The organism is Pseudomonas sp. BIGb0164 (assembly GCF_024810135.1).
Lineage (GTDB): Bacteria > Pseudomonadota > Gammaproteobacteria > Pseudomonadales > Pseudomonadaceae > Aquipseudomonas.
In genome coordinates, this window is record NZ_JANUEA010000009.1 from 244,155 (window position 1) to 263,791 (window position 19,637).

Consider the following 19,637-nt stretch of genomic DNA (forward strand, 5'->3'; position numbering starts at 1 on the left):
CCTTTTCAGTAATGAGTGGCGGTTTCGGAAGGGCGCGGCGACGCCACGTCGTCCAGCGCGAGGAAAATGTTCTGGGGGAATTCAGCGACGCGGTGCAGCAGGTGCAAATACCAATTGGTGCCGTACACCGCCGACACGCGGGTCTTGACCTGGCCAGCGTCCTTGACGGCCTTGATCAACTCAGGACGCACGCCGTGGAGCATCTCCAGCTCGCCACGGCTGGCGACGCCGCTGGCGAGGATCTGCTCGACCAGTAGCGGGTCCTGGGTGGCGAACGCGTAGTTGCTGCTGGCGCCGTTGATGCGGTCGAGCAGGCCCAGGTAACGCTCGTTCAATTGCGCACCACGGGGCAAGGCAATGGCGGCCGGCTCGGCGTAGACGCCTTTGACCAGGCGCACCTTGCAGCCGGTGCCGAGGATCTCGCCCAGGTCATCGGGCGTGCGGTTCAATTGCGCCTGCAGGGTGATGCCCAGGTTGGGGAACCGCCCACTCAGGTGCATGAAGATGTCGAGGATCGAGTCGGTCCACTGGGACCGCTCCATGCTGAGGATCACGCCGACGTCCTTGTCGGCCGCATGGGTGAGGATCTTCGAGCAGTTCTCGATTGCCAGTTCCCGGGAAATGATGGTGCCGACGTTGGACAGGTCGAAGCCCAGTTGCGGCGGTTCGCTGAGTGTCGGGTGCAGCGCCATCAGGTCGATCAGCTTGAGGTATTCATCGGTGGCGGTGGTCACCTCGGCCAGGGTGGTGGCCTCTTCGCCGACGTACTCGACGCCGGTGCGATAGCCCTTGCCTTGCAGGGCCGCGAGCTTGTCGAGCATCTCCAGGCGGTCTTCGGAAATGATGTAGCGCAAGGCGGCCGGGCGCAGGAAATCACGCAGGGTGTCGCTGGCCAGGAACAGGTCGCGGTAGGTCTTGTTGGCCGCCAGTTTTTTCAGGGCCAGGGTCGCCAGCAGGCTGTTGTCTGTGTCGTTCATGGTGTCAAACCCCGTAGGCCTGGTTGAGCATGCGACGGGCGAAGCTTGAGTCGTCGGCATGATTGGCAATCTTGTGGGCGCGGAACTTGGCCGCGTAGCTGAGCATGGTTTCCTTGTGCGGGCTGTGGCGGTCGCGGGTAAAAATCCCGGCCCACAGGTTGTCCCAACGGGCGTACTCGGGGTGCGACATCAGCAGCTCGTGGGCCTTGCGCATGTTCCAGTGGGGAATGGCCGGGTGCAGGTGGTGCACCAGGTGGTAGTTGTCGTCGTGGCGGCCGAAAAAGAAGTTCTCCAGTGCATTGCCCTTGCGGTTGCGGGTCAGCAGCAGCTTCTCGGTTTCAGCGGCGGGCAGCGGGTAGTGCTCGGCCAGCTCGATGATCCAGCCCACGGCCACGGCGGTGGTGAACAGCGGTACGAGCCAGAACAGCAGCAGCTCGGTGACCACGCCGAAGCTGGCGGCCACGGCGAAGATCGCTGCCCAGTAGGTCCACAGCATGAGGCGTTCGTTGCGGATCTTCTTGTCCGAACCCTGGGCCTTGACGCGGTCTTTGATGATGTAGCGGATGTACTGCAGGGTGCGGTAGCCGGACAGGGCCAGCAGCACGTTTTTCAGGAAGAACTCACGCTCGCTCTGCTTGACGTCATACAGCCCGCATTTGAGGTGGAAGTTGTAGTCCGGGTCTTTTTCCGGGTGGCCCAGGTGCACGTGGTGGTTCTTGATGTGCGAGATGCTGTAGGACTGGTGCAGGTGGAAAATCAAATAACCGGAGAGGAACGTGCCGGAAAACCAGTTGATAAAGCGATTTTTGGCCAACATCTTGTGCGCCGACTCATGCAGCACGTTGGCCAGAGCGCGTTGGGTGGTGCCAATCAGAAACAGCGAAACCGGGTAGAACCAGTAGCTGATCCCCAAAGACAGGTAGATGGCAAACGCGATGATGGCGTAGTCCTTGCCCAGCGCGACGGCCCAGTGATAGTTATCTTTTTTGCATAAGTGCTTGAGCATCCCGAAGGTCTCGCGGGAGATACCCGCGGCGTATTCGCCAGCAGCTTCTTTGTTCTGATTGACCAGCATAATCACTCCATTAATTAAGCGGCACGCTGTAACACCCAACCTGCGCGAGTGGCACTGGACTTCCTGGCTCATTACCGGCTCGGGCATTTTTTTAGGTATTACAGCTAACGTTTTTTTTGCCTGAGCTAGACTCATCGGCTGCGAAAAAAACTAAAGCACCGCCCTATCGCTAACAAGCTGCCCTTTTAGACAGGTAGGCCCCAATGCCACGCGCACGCGAACGCCCGCCTGCGAAAAATCGCAGGCGGGCGTGGGATTAACAGGTGTGGGTCAGGCTTGTTCGCGGATATAGCCCAGTTGCAGGGCCTTGCGAATGGCTGATTTGCCGTTGGTGACGTCCAGTTTGTCGAAGACGTTTTTCATGTGGAACTTGACCGTGCGCGGGCTCATTGACGTCAGCAGGGCAATTTCGTTGTAGGTCTTGCCCAGGCTGGTCCAGGACAGCACTTCGGTTTCACGGGGGGTGAGGACGGTCTGCTGGGTCTGTGCGGGCGCACAGCTCTCCAATGCCTCGTCGTACACCGAGACCAGCAACATCTGCAGCTCGCTCTTGTTGGCCAGCACGGTGTCGCGAAAATGCTGGCCCTCGCCGAAGCTGCACAGGTTGAGGATCGAGTAAAACCCACGGTTGCCGTGCACGATAAAACTCGCCCCCTCCCCCACCGGCGCGCAGGGCCCGGGAACCGGGACGGCCTCTTCAGCCGGGGCCAGCAGGTTTTCATCGCTCCAGAAAAAAGGTTTTACCCGGCCCTTGGACAAGGAGAGCAACTGGCCACGCTGATAGAAGTCGTCGGCGGAGTCCGCTCGCTCCAGGGCGTCGGGGTAGTTGGAGATGATCTCCGCCTCATCCAGCGTCGGCCCGCATTGATAGACCTCGAAGTGCCCAAGCCCCCGTCGGGTCAGCTCGGCATCGAGCAGTTGGCGCACGTCGGCAGGCTGCATGGGCGTGCTGTTATTGGGTTGACCATTGCTTCGCATGAATCTCGTCCCTGATGAGTGACTACGGGTGAGCCTAGCGTTCTGGCCAGGGCGCTTCAATCCCAAAGCTCCCGATTCAGAGTCGACTCACCCAGTAGGAAATATCCCTACATAACAAGAAGAATGAAACATGCCCCAAACGCCTTGTCCAGTGGTTCCCATGGCGAGCCGACCATGGGCACGGGATTCACCTGGCTCAGACCACCTGCGCGGCAAACACCTCACGGAAGCGCTGCATCTGCTGTGCACTACCAACGGTTACTCGCACCCACTGCGGCCAGTTCTTCCACACCCGCCCGATCAACACGCCGTGCTCGGCCAGCCGCTCGATGACCTGCTCGGCGGGGCGTTTCACGTCGATCATGAAGCAGTTGCTGGCGGACACCGTACAGGTGAAACCGCGCGCCTTGAGCCAGGCCACCGTCTCATCCCGCGCCCGGGCGTTGAGCGCCTTGCGTTGGGGCAACAGCTTCACGTCCTCCAGGCTGGCATGGGCGCCCAGCAGGCTGGAGCCGGCCGGCACGTTGTCGCCGCCGAACACCGCCAGCCGCTCCAGTAGCGCCGGGTGGCCGATCGCCAGGCCCACGCGGGCGCCGGCCAGTCCGTAGATTTTCGAGAAAGTCCGTAGCACCAGCAGGTCGTCGTGCTCATTGACCCAACTGATGCAACTGGGCGCATCGGAGAAGTCGATATAGGCCTCGTCCACCACCAGCACGCTGCCTTTGGGCTTGTTTGCCAGTGCCTCGCGGATGGCGTCGGTGGGAGTCAGGGTGCCGGTGGGGTTGTTGGGGTTGCACACGTAGAGCATGCCGGCCTGGGGGTCGGCAGCGAGCATGGCGGGAATGTCGTGGGCATGCGCGGCGTCGAGGTCCACTTCCTGCACGGGCGCCTTCCAGTTTTCGGCCGCCTGGCGCGGCACTTCATAGGACGGCGTGGCCATCACCAGGCCACGGGTGGTGCTGGTGAACGCCAGCACCGCATAGCGCAGGGCCGCCATCGAGCCGGAAAACACCGCCACCTGGTCTTCGGCAATGCCTTGTTGCTGGGCGAACAGTTCGGCCAGCGCATACATATGACCATAGGGATACAGCGCAGCAGTAGCGATCCCGCGCTGCATGGCCTCCTGCGCCGCGCCGGAGGGGCCGTAGGGGCTTTCGTTGTAGTTCAGCCGCAGCCTGTCAGCCTTGGCCGGTGGCGGGCTGGCAACGGCCCAATCCAGGCGCCCCAGCAATGGCAGGGCTGCGCCCACGGTGAGAAGGGACCGGCGACTGACGCTGAACATGGAGCTACTCCTTGTAGGCGGGCGATGAATTCTCACTACTCATTCAGAGGGGTATGACGAGAATGGCCCCGGCCGATTTAACCAGCGCCCAAGAAAAAGCCCCGCGCGTCTCTCGAAGGCGGGGCTCTTTCACTGCAGGACCACTCAGTGAGCGTAAGTCAGTAGCAGCTCTTTCGGCACTTGGAAATCCAGGGACATCATCACGCTGAGCGCGGTGATGGTGAAGATCGAGAACACGAACAGCTTGCGCGCCCAGACGGTGTCATCCACCGCCTTGTAGCCGGTCCAGGCCATGTACAACCAGTACATGCCCATGGCGGCGGCGACGGCGAGGTAGCTCATGCCGGCGTAGCCACTGAAGGTCAACATCAAGGTCGCCACGAGGAAGGCCAGGATGTAGAGCAGGATGTGTTTCTTGGCCACTTGGATGCCACGCTTGACCGGCAATACCGGAATCGACGCAGCCAGGTAGTCATTGAAGCGGAAAATCGCAATGGCGTAGGAGTGCGGCATCTGCCACAGGCTGAACATCACCAGTAGCGTCAGCGCGGCCATGTCGAAGCTATTGGTCACAGCCACATAACCAATCACCGGCGGCATCGCCCCCGACAGACTGCCCACCAGCGTGCCGTGAACCGACTTGCGCTTGAGGTACAGGCTGTAGAGGCCGACGTAGATGACAAACCCGATCACGGCAAACAGCGCCGCCAACGGGTTGGCCACCTTGTACAACAGTGCCACACCGGCAACACCCAGGACGGTCGCGTAGACCAATGCCAGTTTCAGGGAGATTAAGCCCTGGACCAGCACGCGGTTCTTGGTGCGCTCCATCTTGATATCGATGTCACGGTCGATGCAGTTGTTGAACACACATCCGGAAGCTACCACCAGGGAGGTGCCGATCATTGCAGCCAGGAAGATGGCCAGATCGACATGTCCCTTGGAGGCCAGGAAGAAACCGCCCGCCACAGAAAGCACGTTACCGAAAATGATCCCCGGTTTGGTGATTTGGATAAAGTGCTTAAGCGACATCGGGTCTTACCTCACTTCGCCATCATGAACGTATGGATGCTGAACATGATCCATATCGACAGGCCAACCAGCAGCACGATTACGATCCCTGCGAACACGAAGGCAACCACGTTATCGCGCTGTTCCTTGGAACGATCCAGGTGCAGGAAGTACACCAGGTGAACCAGAACCTGAATCACCGCGAATGCCAGCACGATCATCAAGGTGATCGACTTTGGCAGGGTCGGGTACATCACCAGACCAAACGGGATGAGCGTCAGGATGACCGACAGGATGAAGCCGATAGCGTAGGACTTTACGCTGCCGTGGCTCGCATCATGGCTGTCATGGTCATGGGAGTGTGCATTAGCCATTACAGAGTCCCCATCAAGTAGACGACGGTGAATACGCAGATCCAGACCACGTCCAGGAAGTGCCAGAACAGGCTCAGGCAGGTCAGGCGAGTCTTGTTGGTGTTGGTCAGGCCGTGTTTATTGACCTGATACATCATCACCGCCATCCACAGCAGGCCAGCCGAAACGTGCAGACCGTGGGTGCCTACCAGCGTGAAGAACGCGGACAGGAAGCCGGAACGGTGCGGGCCGTAGCCTTCGGAGATCAGCAGGTGGAACTCGTTGATCTCCATGCCGATGAAGCCCAGGCCGAACAGGAAGGTCAGTGCCAACCAGCTCAGAACGCCTTTCTTGTTGCCCTTGTAGAAGGCCAACATGGCGAAGCCGTAGGTGATCGAACTGAACAACAGCAAGGCGGTTTCGCCGAGCACGTAAGGCAGTTCGAAGATGTCGTGGCCCGACGGGCCACCCGCTACGTTGTTTACCAGTACCGCGTACACCGCGAAGATCGACGCAAACAAGATGCAGTCGGTCATCAGGTAGAGCCAGAAACCGAAAACGGTCATTGGCCCCGAGTCGTGGTGATGGTCATCGTGCCCATGGTCATCGACATGGGCGTGTCCAGCATTGGTCACTAAGTTCGACATGGTTTAAGCCTGTTCCAACGAGGTTTCTACACGGTTGGCCGGAATCTTCTTCTCGGCTACCAGGCGAGCGTGCTGCTCGGCTTCGATGCGCTCGATCGTCTCGACCGGCACCATGTAGCCTTGATCATCACGGGCAGCGTGAATGATGAAGTAACCGATAGTGCCCACCAGGCTCACGATCGCCAGCCACCAGATGTGCCAGATCATCGCGAAACCGAACACGGTCAGCAGGCCGCCCATCACCACACCAGTGGCGGTGTTGTTTGGCATGTGGATCGGTTCGTAATGCTTCGGACGCTGGTACGCAGTACCGTCTTCCTTGGCTTCGGTGAACGCATCAATGGTGTTCGCAGTAGGGATCACGGCGAAGTTGTAGAACGGCGGTGGCGACGAAGTCGACCATTCCAGGGTGTGGCCATTCCATGGGTCACCGGAGTCGCAAGCGTTTTGCTTACGGTCACGGACACTCACGTACAGCTGGATCAGCTGGCAGGCAATACCCACAGCGATCATCACCGCACCGAACATGGCGACGTACAGGTACGGCACCCACTCAGGGTTGGTAGTAGCGTTCAGACGACGGGTCATGCCCATGAAGCCCAGCGCGTAGAGCGGCATGAACGCGACGAAGAAGCCCGAGATCCAGAACCAGAATGCAGCCTTGCCCCAACCTTCGTGCAGCTTGAAGCCGAACGCTTTCGGGAAGTAGAAGCTGAAACCAGCGATGTAACCGAATACAGCACCACCGATGATCACGTTGTGGAAGTGAGCGATCACGAACAGGCTGTTGTGCAGGACGAAGTCAGCACCCGGGATGGCCAGCAGTACGCCGGTCATGCCGCCGATGGCGAAGGTCACCATGAAGCCCAGGGTCCACAGAACCTGGCTGGTGATACGCAGACGGCCGTGGTAGATGGTGAACAGCCAGTTGAATAGCTTCACCCCCGTCGGGATGGAAATCAGCATGGTCGCCAGGCCGAAGAAGGCGTTGACGCTGGCACCCGAACCCATGGTGAAGAAGTGGTGCAGCCACACCATGAAGCCCAGTACAGAGATTGCGCCCGATGCGTAGACCATCGAGTGGTGACCGAACAGGCGTTTGCCGGTAAAGGTCGAGATCACTTCAGAGAAGATACCGAACGCTGGCAGGATCAGGATGTACACCTCAGGGTGACCCCATGCCCAGAACAGGTTCACGTACATCATTGGATTGCCACCAAGTTCGTTGGTGAAAATGTGGAAATCCAGGTAACGGTCAAGCGACAGCAGCGCCATGGTAGCGGCCAGGATCGGGAACGAAGCCACGATCAGGACGTTGGCCCAGGTGCAGGTCCAGGTGAAGATCGGCATGTCCATCAGTTTCATGCCAGGGGCGCGCATTTTCAGTACGGTGGCCAGGAAGTTGACCCCCGTTAGCGTCGTCCCGAGCCCTGATAACTGTAGCGCCCAGATGTAGTAGTCCACACCCACGCCCGGACTGTACTGAATGCCCGACAGTGGCGGATACGCAACCCAACCGGTCTTGGCGAATTCGCCGACGCCCAGGGAAACGTTGATCAGCACAACGCCGGAAACCAGCAGCCAGAAGCTCAGGGAGTTCAGGAACGGGTAGGCAACGTCACGGGCACCGATCTGCAGCGGCAAGGCAAGGTTCATCAGGCCGGTGAAGAATGGCATCGCCATGAAGATGATCATGATCACACCGTGAGCGGTGAAGATCTGGTCATAGTGTTCAGGTGGCAGATAGCCAGGCGAACCTTCGGTGGCCATGGCCAGCTGGGTACGCATCATGATGGCGTCGGCAAAACCACGCAGCAGCATGACCATGGCAACGATGACGTACATGACGCCGATTTTCTTGTGGTCGACCGACGTCAACCACTCGGTCCACAGGTAGGACCATTTCTTGAAATAGGTGATACCTGCTACGAGCGCCAGACCACCCAGCGCGATCATGGCGATAGTCACCATTACGATCGGCTCGTGGAACGGGACCGCATCCCAACTTAATTTACCAAACATCGTTTACTCCTCTGCCCCAGCAGTTGAATGCGCGCCCGTTTCAGAACCTTCAACCGCGGCCACTTCTTTCTTCTCGTGCTTGACCGGCTTGCCTGGCTTCATACCTTCGTACTTGTCGACGATTTTCTGAAACAGGTTCGGCTCGTACGTGGAGTACAGGGCGACTGGGTTGTTCTGGCTTGGTTTGGTCAGGGCATCGTATTCAGCTTGATCAAGCTGTTTAGGTGCGGCCTTGACTTCGGCTACCCAGGCGTTGAAATCGTCCTGGCTCGTCGAGATCGCTTTGAATTTCATGCCGGTGAAGCCAGCACCGCTGTAGTTAGCGGAGATGCCTTCCATTTCAGCTTTTTCGTTGGCGATCAGGTGCAGGCGAGTCTGCATGCCTGCCATCGCGTAGATCTGACCGCCCAGGGCTGGGATGAAGAACGAGTTCATCACGGCGTCGGAGGTGATCCGGAAGTTAAGCGGGGTGTTCTCTGGGAACTTGATCTCGTTGACCGTGGCGATACCCAGGTCCGGGTAGATGAACAGCCACTTCCAGTCCAGCGCGACCACTTCGATGTTGATCGGCTTGACGTCGGATTCCAGCGGACGGTACGGGTCCAGCTCGTGGGTCGACTTATAGGTGATGTAACCCAGGGCGATGATGATGAGGACCGGTACCAGCCACACCGCGATTTCAATCTTGGTGGAGTGCGACCACTTGGGCGCGTAGGTAGCGCTGGTGTTCGACGCGCGGTATTTCCAGGCGAAGGCGAAGGTCATGATGATCACAGGGACCACGACCAGCAGCATCAGCAGAGTAGCGGTGATGATCAGGTTGCGTTGATCCAGACCGATCTGTCCTTTTGGGTCCATCAAGGTCCACTTGCAGCCTCCGAGCATTAACATCATGCCAAGCAGCGGCAAAAAGCCTAGTAATCGGGGGTACCTGTTTTTACTCATCTCACGACCTCTAAAGCAGCTTGCGCAATGCAGTTGGGTTTTGATCGCCAACACTTCACCCTGCCAAGGGTTGGCATTTCTCTTCGATTGAATAAGAGCCTGCCCGCTACGCCATAACGGAGCGTTTCACGGACCTGCGGTGAGTTCTTATTCGATTTCGTGGTTAAAGGCCTTGTTACAGACCAATTCCATTTGGTGCGGATAGTTGAAAGGCTGCCGGAACCTGGGGTCGCACAGAGCCATCCATCTGCCCCTCGACCGCTCCAATGCTCAAATATTGAACAGCACCGGACATTCAGTGCGGGCGATTGTAGTTAGCTAGCGATGTATAAACCATGTCTTATAAAGAAATAATTTTTATCGATTACAGCAATAATCCTTCACCATTATTGCAACGGTTCGCGATCTTATCGCGTTCGATTCTCAACAAAAACCACAAAAATTGCCGTGTTATTCGGTAAACCGTCACATCCCTTACACGCTGTAAGGGCATGCGAAACGGATCCAACCCCCCATAAAACAAGGCATTCGGACATCACCGAACGGCTCGGACGACAGGCGTTTCGCGGGATCGTTCAAACGACGAACTGACAGCACACAACACGCGCCCGAGGCAAATTTAATGGGTTGCACATTGGGTCAGAAACGTCCTGCGACAGGTTCCGTGTGACAACATGTCGCACGCTGCGCACGCCCGAAATTGCTCCTCGTCACGGCAATTTCACAAATTCCTACACAGCAAAACGCCCCGGCTTCCCATCAGGAGAACCGGGGCGTTTTGCATAACCGACTCAGGCCCTGCGTTGGCGATTACGGTAGATGCCCAGCGGCACCAGGATCACCGTCAGCACGAACGCCACCAGCGCCCACTGCGCCAGGGACAGGCCGAGGATCGGTGGGTACGGCGTGCTGCAGAAGCCATCGACCTGGAACCCCAACGGGAACACCTTGGCCAGGGGCAGCTCATCGACGATCGGCTGCAGCACGTCCACGCCGCAGCTGACCTCAGGGAAGAACTGGGTGTACACATGATGACCGGCCGCCGCGACGCCACCCAGGGCGCTCAGAATCACCAACCCTTCGAACAGCGTGACCGCGCCTTTGGTGCGCATGGCCGCGCCGATGAACGCGAACACGGCAATCAGCAGCAACGCATAGCGCTGCAGGATACACAGCGGGCAAGGCGCCTCGCCCAACACCACCTGCATGTACAGCGCACCGCCGATCAGCGCCAGGCAGATGATGCCCAGCAACACCAGAAAGCGCCGCTCCCTGCCTAAACGCAATTCGTCACTCATCTCGGGTTCCCTTTGTTTGGTTGTGCCAATGGCCGCAAGTTTACACACAGAGAGTGGTTTAAACAGAAGGGGGTTAACGGGGGATTAATCGGGGGGAATAGAGAAACAAATGTGGGAGTGGCACCGCCACTCCCACATTTTTGACCGCGTTATTCCAACGCCGACGCCGGGCCGAAGAATTCATAACGGCTTTGTTTGTCCGGCACACCCAACGCCTTGAGGTGGCGCTTGATTGCGCTCATGAAGCCTTTAGGCCCCAGGAAGTAAGCATCCACGTCACGCTGCTCCGGCAACCATGCCGCCAGCTGTTCCTGGGTGAGCATGCCCACCTTGTCCGCCGCCGGGCTCACGCCGTCATCTTCGGCGTAGCAGTAAAAGCGCTTGAGCTGCGGGTGCTTGGCGGCCAGGCCGTCCACCCAGTCACGGAACGCATGCACCCCGCCGTTACGCGCACAATGGATAAAGTGCACCGGGCGCTCGGTGGCCAGGGCCGCTTCCAGCATCGGCAGGGTCGGCGTGATGCCCACGCCGCCGCTGATCAGCACCAGCGGTTTGTCGCTGGCGGCCAGGGTGAATTCGCCCGACGGCGGGAACAGGTCGATGGTCGCACCGACGTGCATCTGGTCATGCAGGTAGTTGGACACCCGCCCACCGGCTTCGCGCTTGACGCTGATACGGTACAGGCCCGCATCGCTCAAGGCCGAGAGGGAATAGTTGCGGCGCACTTCTTCACCGTCGAGCACCAGCTTCATGCCAATGTATTGGCCAGGTGCAGCCGCCAGGATCGGGCCATTGTCCACCGGGGCAAAATAGAAGGAGATGATTTCATCGCTCTCCTCCACACGCTTGACCAGGATGAACGGCCGCGCACCGCGCCAGCCGCCCGGGGCCTGGGCTTTTTCGTCGTAGATGGCGGCTTCGGCGCCGATCAGGATGTCGGCCAGTTGGCCATAGGCGGCGCCCCAGGCACTCATCACCTCAGGCGTGGCGATCTCGCTGCCCAGCACTTCGGAAATCGCACGCAGCAGGCAGGCGCCGACGATCGGGTAGTGCTCTGGCAGGATCTGCAGGGCCACGTGCTTGTTGATGATCTTGGCGACGAGGTCGCCCAGTTGGTCCAGTTGGTCGATGTGCCGTGCGTACATCAGCACGCCGTTGGCCAAGGCGCGGGGCTGGTCGCCACTGGCCTGGTGGGCCTGGTTGAACAGCGGGCGAACCTGCGGGTACTCGGAGAGCATCATGCGGTAGAAATGGGTGATCAGCGCTTCGCCGCCGCTTTCCAGCAGGGGCACAGTGGATTTGACGATGGCACGGTCTTGGGCACTAAGCATGGCAGACTCCTGGGTCTTTTGACTGATTGCCTTTAGATACTCAGTATTCGTGCCAATTTTTTAATCCTTATATTTCAATGACTTGAATAATTTATAGTCATTTTGACTTCCTACACCGTATAGTCCTAAGGACTACAAGGAGTCACTATGACTGCACACTCCCTGCTCACCACCCTGCTCCCCCTGGTCGCCGACCTGTCCCGCGATCTGCCCGAAAGCGAGCGCTACCGCCGCCTGCTGCAGGCCATGCGCGCCCTGCTGCCCTGCGACGCCGCCGCGTTATTGCGCCTGGACGGCGAGTGGTTGGTGCCGCTGGCGGTGGATGGCTTGAGCGCCGACACCCTGGGCCGACGCTTCAAGGTCAGTGAGCACCCACGTTTCGAGGTACTGCTGAGCAGCCCCGGCCCGACCCGCTTTGACAGTGACAGCCAACTGCCCGACCCCTACGACGGTCTGGTGGACGGCATGCACGGCCACCTGGAAGTCCACGATTGCATGGGCTGCCCGCTGTTTGTCGACGACCGGCCGTGGGGACTGCTGACCTTGGACGCCCTCGACACCGAGCGTTTCGAACGGGTCGAGCTGGATGCCCTGCAAGCCTTCGCCAGCCTGGCGGCGGCCACGGTGAATGTCGCCCAGCGCATCGAGCGCCTGGCCCTGCGCGCCGAAGATGAACATCAGCGCGCCGAAATCTATCGCCAGGCCAGCGGCCAGCAGCACAAGGAAATGATCGGTCAGAGCAAGGCACACAAGCGCCTGGTCGAGGAAATCAAACTGGTGGGCGGCAGCGACCTGACAGTGCTGATCACCGGCGAAACCGGCGTGGGCAAAGAGTTGGTGGCGCAGGCGATCCATGCCGCGTCCGCACGCGCCGACAAACCGCTGATCAGCCTCAACTGCGCGGCCCTGCCGGAAACCCTGGTCGAGAGCGAACTGTTCGGCCACGTGCGCGGCGCCTTTACCGGCGCGCTGAACGAACGCCGTGGCAAATTCGAGCTGGCCAATGGCGGCACGCTGTTCCTGGACGAAGTGGGCGAGTTGTCCCTGACCGTGCAGGCCAAGCTGTTGCGCGTGCTGCAAAGCGGTCAGTTGCAGCGCCTGGGGTCGGACAAGGAGCACCAGGTGGATGTGCGCCTGATCGCCGCCACCAACCGCGACCTCGCCGAAGAAGTGCGCAACGGCCGCTACCGCGCCGACTTCTACCACCGCCTGAGCGTGTACCCGCTGCAAGTGCCGGCGCTGCGCGAGCGTGGCCGTGATGTGTTGTTGCTGGCGGGTTACTTTCTGGAGCAAAACCGCTCGCGCATGGGCCTGGGCAGCCTGCGCCTGACCAGCGATGCCCAGGCGGCGCTGCTGGCTTACAACTGGCCAGGTAACGTGCGGGAGCTGGAACATTTGATTGGCCGCAGCGCACTCAAGGCCCTGGGCAATTGCCCCGAGCGGCCGAAGATCCTCAGCCTAAGCGCCCAGGACCTGGACCTGCCCGACGTCAGCGCGCCGCCTGCACTGGAAGCCGCGACCGAAACAGCCCCCGTGGTCACCGGCGACCTGCGCCAGGCCACCGAGGAGTACCAGCGCCAGGTGATCAGCGCCTGCCTGGAGCGCCATCAGCACAACTGGGCCAGCGCCGCCCGAGAACTGGGACTGGACCGCGCCAACCTCGGCCGCATGGCCAAGCGCCTGGGCCTCAAATAGAAAGGTCAACACAATCCAAATGTGGGAGCGGGCTTGCTCGCTCCCACATTAGATTGTCTTCGCCTTTAAGATTACGTTCGCAGGTTTGGGCTTTCGAAACACCAACACATTGCCCAACATCACCAACACCAACCCCGCCAGCGCGGGCGCGGTCCATTGGTAGCCCTCGGCAAACGCCGAGACGTTCAGCGCCACCACCGGGAACAGCACGGTGCAGTACGCCGCACGCTCCGGGCCCATACGCCCGACCAGGGTGAGGTAGGCGGTAAAGCCGATCACCGAGCCCGGGATCACCAGGTACCACAGGGCGCCGATATAACGCGCGCTCCAATCCATGTCGAACGGGATGCCGCGCACCGCGCAGTAGGTCGCCAGCATCGCCGCCCCGTAAGCCATGCCCCAGGCGTTGGTGGTCAGCGGCTTGAGCCCGGCCTTCTGTTGCAGGCTCGAGAGCATGTTGCCCGCCGAGAAACACATCGTGCCGAGCAACGCCAGGCCTAACCCCAGCAAAGTCTGCGGGCTGGCGGTATGCCCGACCAGTTCCGGCCAGAACAAGAAGCCCAGCCCCAACAAGCCCAGCGCGCCGCCCATCAATACGTTGCGCGCTACACGTTGGCCAAAGAACACCCGGGCATTCAGCGCGTTCCACAGCGTGGCAGTGGAAAACACCACGGCCACCAGGCCGCTGGGGATCCATTGGCTGGCGGTGAGAAAGCACATGAAGTTCACGCAAAACAGGCACAAGCCCTGGGCCAGGCAGATCAGGTGCCCGCGTCGGTTCATCACCTGCAACTTGCGGCTGAGCAACAACAGCGCAAACAGCACCAGGGCCGCGAGGCCAAAGCGATAGACGATCGACACGGGAATCGCCACAACGCCCAACTGCCATTTGAGGGCGATCCAGGTGGTGCCCCAGATCAGCACGGTGAGTAAATACAGGAAAAGGTTCATGGTGGGCTCCGGTGATTGAGCCACAGTGTCCCTCGCAGCCAGCCCCGATCTCTTGCACATTCTTGCGCTTTTGTCGGATCACGGGATCACAGCGCAACCCGCGCGGAGTAGGATGCAAGGCGTCGGAGAATACACACCATGCCTGATCTGCAATCCCTGCAAGTCTTTCAAGCCCTCAACCGCTCGCCCCACGCTCGCCTCGAAGCCTGCGCCGAGCTCGGTGACGGCTTGTCGGCAGCCTTGTGGAGCAACCACCACGACTCCCAGGATTACCAGGCGCCGGGCCACCATACCTTGTCGTGCTATATCGGCGGCGGCACCGGCACGTTCCGCCGCGACCAGCCGGGCACCAAGGGCGGCCCCGACAAGCTGTGCATCCTGCCGGCCGAACACCGCTCGGCCTGGGTGATCAACGGCGAAATCCGCCTGGCCCACGTGTATTTCAGTCCGGAGCAGTTTGCCCTCGGCTGCGTCACCCTGCTCGACCGCGAGCCCCGCGAGCTGCAATTGCGCGAAAGCACCTTTCTTGAAGACGCCCGCCAGGCCCAACGTTTTCACCAATTGATCGCGCTCAACTGGCAAGAACCGGCCGAGCGCTTGCTGACCAGCAGCCTGGCCCATGAAATGCTCAGCCACACCTTGCTCAGCCAGGTGGGCGCACGTGAAGGGTTGCGCTTGAAAGGCGGGCTGGCCGCACACCAGCGGCGGCTGTTGGTGGACTACATCGAGCATCACTTGGAAGAGCCGATCAGCCTCGGTCAACTCGCCGGTTTGTGTGCGTTGTCGGAATACCACTTTGCGCGGATGTTCCGCCAAAGCTTCGGCCTGCCGCCGCACCAATACCTGCTGGCGCGCCGTCTGGCCCGCGCACAAGCCTTGCTGCGTGGGGGCACCCTGCCGCTGGGCGAGATCGCCTGGTTGTGCGGCTTCTCCAGCGCCAGCCACTTCACCCACCGTTTCCGCCAGGCCATGGGCGCGACGCCCGGGGAATACCGCCAGGCGTTCGCTTAACCTTCAACCGCCCATCAAGCCCAATGTCTTGGCCTTGGCCACCGCTTGCGTGCGCCGCTCCACGCCCAGCTTGCTGTGAATACGCCGTGCGTGGGTCTTCACGGTGTGCAGAGAGATAAACAAACGGTCGGCGATTTCCAGATTAGAGTTGCCCAGGGCAATCAATTGCAGCACCTCCAGCTCGCGCTGGCTCAGCGGGTTGTCCACCGCACCGGCGGGCGTCGCCTGTGGCTCCAGGCCCAGCTCACTCAACAACCCGGGGGAACGCAGGCGCAACTCGCGAATGGCTTGTTGCACCTGGCAACGCCCTGCCAACTCCAAGCCCGCACGCAACGCACTGCGGGCCTGGACGGCGTCACCCAGTTGCCAAGCCACCTCCCCCAACACCAACTGCAGCTCGGTTTCCAGGCACAGCATGCCGCGCTCGCGGGTGGCGTCGAGCAAGGCCGTGAGCCGTGGGATCGGTTGCTCGGCGCAGCCCAGTCTGACCTCGGCCAATACCAGCAGGTATTCCAGGCGCGGTATCAATTCCAGCGTGGCCGGCGGCGCCTGGCGGGCGTTTGGCCCACGGAAGTGGCGCAACACCCGGCGAACCGCTTCCACCGTCAATTCAGCGCGACCTTGCTGCAACCAGAAATGCCCGCTGACCAACAACAACACCGCGCGATACACCGTGTCCGGTACGTGGCGTTGTTGCATCAAGCGCTCGGCCTCACGCAACTGGATAAACGCCTGGGCGTAATCGCCACGGTTCGCCGCCAACAATGCCAACCCAAGAAACCCGTACAGCACGCGCTTGTCCTGACTGTGCAGGCACATCTTCAAGCCCGCGTCGAAACACTCGGCCGCCAATTCATCCTGGCCTTGGCGCAACGCCAGGTGCCCGCGCCGCAACGCGATGCGCCCCACCAGCGGGCCGGCCTTCAGCCGCTGTTGAAGCAACCTCGCTTGCACTTGTTCGAGCAGGCTTTGTGCCCGGTACGGCGCGCCCCGCTGTTCGAGCAATTGCGCGTGATCCAGCTCCAACAGAGACTCCAGCAGCAGCGAGCCGTGGGCACGCGCCAGGCACAGCGCCTCACGGCTCAAGGCTTGGGCGGTATCGAGCTCGCCGCGCAGCAAGGCTTGCTGGGTCAGCCCCGACAAGCACATCAGGCGTGACGTCCACGCACTGTCGGGCAAGGCTTGCAGCGCCTCCAGAAAGTGCTCGCGGGAACGCTCGGCATCGCCGCCCAGGTGCAACAACCAGCCCCACTGCGCCTGCCAGCGCGCCAGCAGATAACGTTGCTGGGCCGCCGTCGGTTGCGGCGCAAAACGTGCCAGTTGGTCGATACATTGCGCGGCCTGCTCAAAGCGCCCGGCGAACAGCAACGCAGCCGTGACCAGCCCGACCAGTTGCGCAGAGCCGAGCATCAATTCATCGCCATGCTGCTCGTGCAGGCGCAACAACAACGCGGCGTTCTGCTGGCGGAACAGGTCTTCGAAACTGAAGTGCTGCAACAGGCTCACGGCCACTTCGTACTCTTCGGCGAGCAGCGCCTGCTCGAAGGCGGCCTGCCAGTCCTGCTCGGCGGTGAACCACTGGCAGGCCCGCCGGTGCCAGGAGCGTTTGGCCGGCCAGGGTTCGTCACTCAGCAATCGGGCAAGCGGCGGGAAGACCTGGAGCCAGTCGGTGTCTTCCCACGGCTGGATGAATGCGCCGAGCGCCTGCAGCTCCCGCAGGTAGTGGTCACCGTCACCAAAGCCGAACAAGTGCTCGCACAGCCCTGCATTAAAGCGTGGCAGATGGGCGAGTACGCGCCAGGCCTCTGCCAGCTCGGCGGGCAAGGTGCCGAACAGTTCGTGTTGCAGGTAGTCGAACAAGGTTTTTTCGGGGTGGCCGTCCCCCAGCAAAGCGATGCGCACGCCCGCGCACCAGCCGCCGCTGAACTGCATGACACGTTCAACCGACTGCCCTGGCGCATGCCGCAGCAGTGACTGGACCTCCGCCGGGTTGAATGCCAATTCGGCGCCGCACTCCAACAGCTCATCATCGAGCAGCAAGCGTGGCCAGTTGCATAACGGCCGTCGGCGCGCACCCAGCCACCACGTCAGCGCGGGGCTGCTGGAGGTGAACAGGTGGTCGAGCAAGGCGTCGGTGCCTGGCGTGGGTAGACGACAGAAGTCGTCGAGGAATACCCATGCTGGGGTTTGCCATCGGGAAAGGTCCAGCAGCAGCGAGGCTTCATCGGTAAACACCAGGCCAAGGTTTTGCGCCAGCCGCTGGCACAGCTCGAGGGGGCTCAAGACCGCGCCATTGAGTGGCAACCAGTACACCTGGCAACCCACCGGCGCCTGCATGGCGCACTCAGCGAGCAACGCACTTTTGCCGCTGCCACCGGGCGCGCACAGCAACTTCACGCGCACCTGCGCCGCCAGCAACGGTTCGGCCAGGCGCGGGCGCAATAAATGGTGGGAGGACAGCCGTGGCATGAATCCAGGACGGTCCAGGCAGCGTGTCATGGCGGTCATTGCTGCATCCTGCTTTTTTATTGTTATGCAACCTGGCGCCTACCCTAGTCCTGTGGTCGGCGGTTGTTGAAGAAGTATTCAGCGAACTGATTTCAAGCCATAAAAAAGGCCGGAATTCCCAAGGGAGCCCGGCCTTTCTCTGTAGGAGCCGGCTTGCCGGCTCCTACAAGGGGGGGTGCGATCAGCGAATGCCTTCGGACCTCAGGGCTGCCGGGGTGTAGTCCGCTGCTTTTGCCGCGAAGCCGAACACGAAGCTGCTCTTCTCTTCGTTTTTCATGCCCAGGGCGATGTAGCGCCCGGCGATGAGGTCGTACAGGGTTTCCACGGTGTAGGCCGGCACCTGGTGGTCGTAGTAGAACTGCGCATGACCTTCGGCCACCCGCCACAGCTGGCCACGGCCGTCGTAGTGATCCACCAGTGCCACCTGCCAGCTGTCTTCGTCGATGTACATGTGGCGCTTGGCGTAGATGTGCCGCTCGCTCGGCTTGACCGTGCCGACCACTTCCCACACGCGGTGCAGCTCATAGCGGGTCAGGTCCTGGTTGATGTGGCCGGCCTTGATGATGTCGTCGTACTTGAGGGTCGGCTGGTCCAGCTTGTAGCTGTTGTAGGGAATATACATCTCCTTCTTGCCCACCAGCTTCCAGTCGTAACGGTCCGGGGCGCCGGAAAACATGTCGAAGTTGTCGGAGGTGCGCAGGCCGTCGGACGCCGTGCCCGGCCCGTCATACGCCACTTGCGGCGCGCGGCGTACCCGGCGTTGGCCGGCATTGTAGATCCACGCCAGGCGCGGTTCCTTCACCTGGTCGAGGGTCTCATGCACCAGCAGCACGTTACCGGCCAGGCGCGCCGGCGCGGTCACCGACTGCTTGAAGAAGGTCAGCACGTTGGCGCCCTTGGCCGGGTCCATGTCCGGAATCAACTGCGGCACTGCCACTTCTTCTTCGAAGCGGATCGGGGTGTAGCTGCCGTTGGTCTGCGGGGTGGCCTGGGTGATGATGCGGCGCAGGTTGCCACCGTGGTAACGGGTGATGTGGTTCCACAGCACCTCCACGCCATTCTTCGGAATCGGGAACGCGTAGTAGCGGTTGCCGGTGAAGTTCTCCAAGCCGTTGCCGTCGTTGATCGCGTGCACGTTCAGGGCGCTGCGCTTGATCGACTCGTAGATGTCCGCTGGCAAGTTGACCGTGCGGTGGCTGGGGTACACCGGGATCTTGTAGGTCTCGGGGTAGCGCTTGAACATCGCCACCTGGCCGTCGGAGAGCTTGTCTTTGTATTTGTCGACAGTGGCCGCGGTGATCACGAACAGCGGTTTTTCACTGGCGAACGGGTCGGCGAGAAAACCCTTGCTGTCCACCGCACCGGCGTTTTTCGGGATGCCGCCCGTCCAGGCCGGGATCGAGCCATCGGCGTTACCGGCCTTTTCCGAGCCCATGGGGGTCAGGGTGGTGCCGAGCTTGGCGGCTTCGTCCGGGGACACAGCGGCCATGACATTGGCGGCCATCAGGCTAAGGGCCAATACGCCGCATTGCAGAATCATCTTGCGCATGAAG

Annotated in this window: 16 protein-coding genes and 1 pseudogene; 3 read left to right on the forward strand and 14 right to left on the reverse strand. The window is 60.9% G+C overall.

The genetic code is table 11. The annotated features are described in order from the left end of the window. Positions 1–5: 5 nt before the first annotated feature. From M2394_RS23420 to cyoA, 9 genes are all read right to left on the reverse strand, one after another. Entirely contained in the window at positions 6–977 is a 972-nt protein-coding gene (locus tag M2394_RS23420) for a proline dehydrogenase family protein (protein ID WP_259174736.1), read from the reverse strand. 4 nt (positions 978–981) lie between these two features. Then, positions 982–2,052: a fatty acid desaturase family protein gene (locus M2394_RS23425; RefSeq protein ID WP_178923665.1), complete on the reverse strand. Its 1,071-nt coding sequence runs from the start codon at positions 2,050–2,052 to the stop codon at positions 982–984. 270 nt (positions 2,053–2,322) lie between these two features. Beyond that, positions 2,323–3,030 (reverse strand): LuxR family transcriptional regulator, encoded by a 708-nt coding sequence (locus M2394_RS23430; RefSeq protein WP_178923663.1) that lies wholly within the window; start codon positions 3,028–3,030, stop codon positions 2,323–2,325. Between the two features lie 196 nt (positions 3,031–3,226). Next, positions 3,227–4,312 (reverse strand): pyridoxal phosphate-dependent aminotransferase, encoded by a 1,086-nt coding sequence (locus M2394_RS23435; protein WP_259174737.1) that lies wholly within the window; start codon positions 4,310–4,312, stop codon positions 3,227–3,229. A gap of 144 nt (positions 4,313–4,456) precedes the next feature. Continuing rightward, entirely contained in the window at positions 4,457–5,344 is an 888-nt protein-coding gene (cyoE, locus tag M2394_RS23440; RefSeq protein WP_034100500.1) for a heme o synthase, read from the reverse strand. A gap of 11 nt (positions 5,345–5,355) precedes the next feature. Beyond that, positions 5,356–5,697, reverse strand: a complete 342-nt coding sequence (cyoD, locus tag M2394_RS23445; RefSeq protein ID WP_016979640.1) for a cytochrome o ubiquinol oxidase subunit IV — start codon at positions 5,695–5,697, stop codon at positions 5,356–5,358. Next, positions 5,697–6,323, reverse strand: a complete 627-nt coding sequence (locus M2394_RS23450; protein WP_058426759.1) for a cytochrome o ubiquinol oxidase subunit III — start codon at positions 6,321–6,323, stop codon at positions 5,697–5,699. Before M2394_RS23450 ends, cyoD begins: the two co-directional genes overlap by 1 nt. Before the next feature lie 3 nt (positions 6,324–6,326). Then, positions 6,327–8,345: a cytochrome o ubiquinol oxidase subunit I gene (gene cyoB / locus M2394_RS23455; protein ID WP_176996976.1), complete on the reverse strand. Its 2,019-nt coding sequence runs from the start codon at positions 8,343–8,345 to the stop codon at positions 6,327–6,329. Between the two features lie 3 nt (positions 8,346–8,348). After that, positions 8,349–9,290 (reverse strand): ubiquinol oxidase subunit II, encoded by a 942-nt coding sequence (cyoA, locus tag M2394_RS23460; protein ID WP_176996975.1) that lies wholly within the window; start codon positions 9,288–9,290, stop codon positions 8,349–8,351. A gap of 27 nt (positions 9,291–9,317) precedes the next feature. Here cyoA and M2394_RS30405 point away from each other — a divergent pair. Then, positions 9,318–9,608 (forward strand): annotated as a pseudogene (locus M2394_RS30405) (hypothetical protein). Positions 9,609–10,081: 473 nt separating this feature from the next. On the opposite strand, the gene M2394_RS23465 reads toward M2394_RS30405, so the two are convergent. Then, positions 10,082–10,588, reverse strand: a complete 507-nt coding sequence (locus M2394_RS23465; protein ID WP_178923660.1) for a disulfide bond formation protein B — start codon at positions 10,586–10,588, stop codon at positions 10,082–10,084. A 149-nt stretch (positions 10,589–10,737) separates the two neighbouring features. Further along, positions 10,738–11,919, reverse strand: coding sequence for an NO-inducible flavohemoprotein (gene hmpA / locus M2394_RS23470; protein ID WP_259174739.1), 1,182 nt, complete (start codon positions 11,917–11,919; stop codon positions 10,738–10,740). 147 nt (positions 11,920–12,066) lie between these two features. On the opposite strand from hmpA, the gene norR reads away from it, so the two are divergent. After that, positions 12,067–13,614 carry a nitric oxide reductase transcriptional regulator NorR gene (gene norR, locus M2394_RS23475; protein ID WP_259174740.1) on the forward strand — a complete coding sequence of 516 codons (1,548 nt, stop codon included), beginning with the start codon at positions 12,067–12,069 and terminating at the stop codon, positions 13,612–13,614. A gap of 48 nt (positions 13,615–13,662) precedes the next feature. Here norR and M2394_RS23480 read toward each other — a convergent pair whose 3' ends face one another. Next, positions 13,663–14,565, reverse strand: coding sequence for a DMT family transporter (locus M2394_RS23480; protein ID WP_178923657.1), 903 nt, complete (start codon positions 14,563–14,565; stop codon positions 13,663–13,665). A 138-nt stretch (positions 14,566–14,703) separates the two neighbouring features. Here M2394_RS23480 and M2394_RS23485 point away from each other — a divergent pair, with 138 nt between their 5' ends. Beyond that, the gene (locus tag M2394_RS23485) at positions 14,704–15,576 is read left to right on the forward strand and encodes a helix-turn-helix domain-containing protein (protein WP_178923656.1); all 873 of its coding nucleotides are present in this window, start codon (positions 14,704–14,706) and stop codon (positions 15,574–15,576) included. Positions 15,577–15,579: 3 nt separating this feature from the next. Here the strand turns inward: M2394_RS23485 and M2394_RS23490 are convergent, their stop codons facing one another. Continuing rightward, entirely contained in the window at positions 15,580–18,084 is a 2,505-nt protein-coding gene (locus tag M2394_RS23490; protein ID WP_259174742.1) for a LuxR C-terminal-related transcriptional regulator, read from the reverse strand. 181 nt (positions 18,085–18,265) lie between these two features. Then, complete coding sequence (locus M2394_RS23495; RefSeq protein ID WP_178923654.1) at positions 18,266–19,633, reverse strand: DUF1329 domain-containing protein; 1,368 nt, start codon at positions 19,631–19,633, stop codon at positions 18,266–18,268. Between the last annotated feature and the right edge of the window lie 4 nt (positions 19,634–19,637).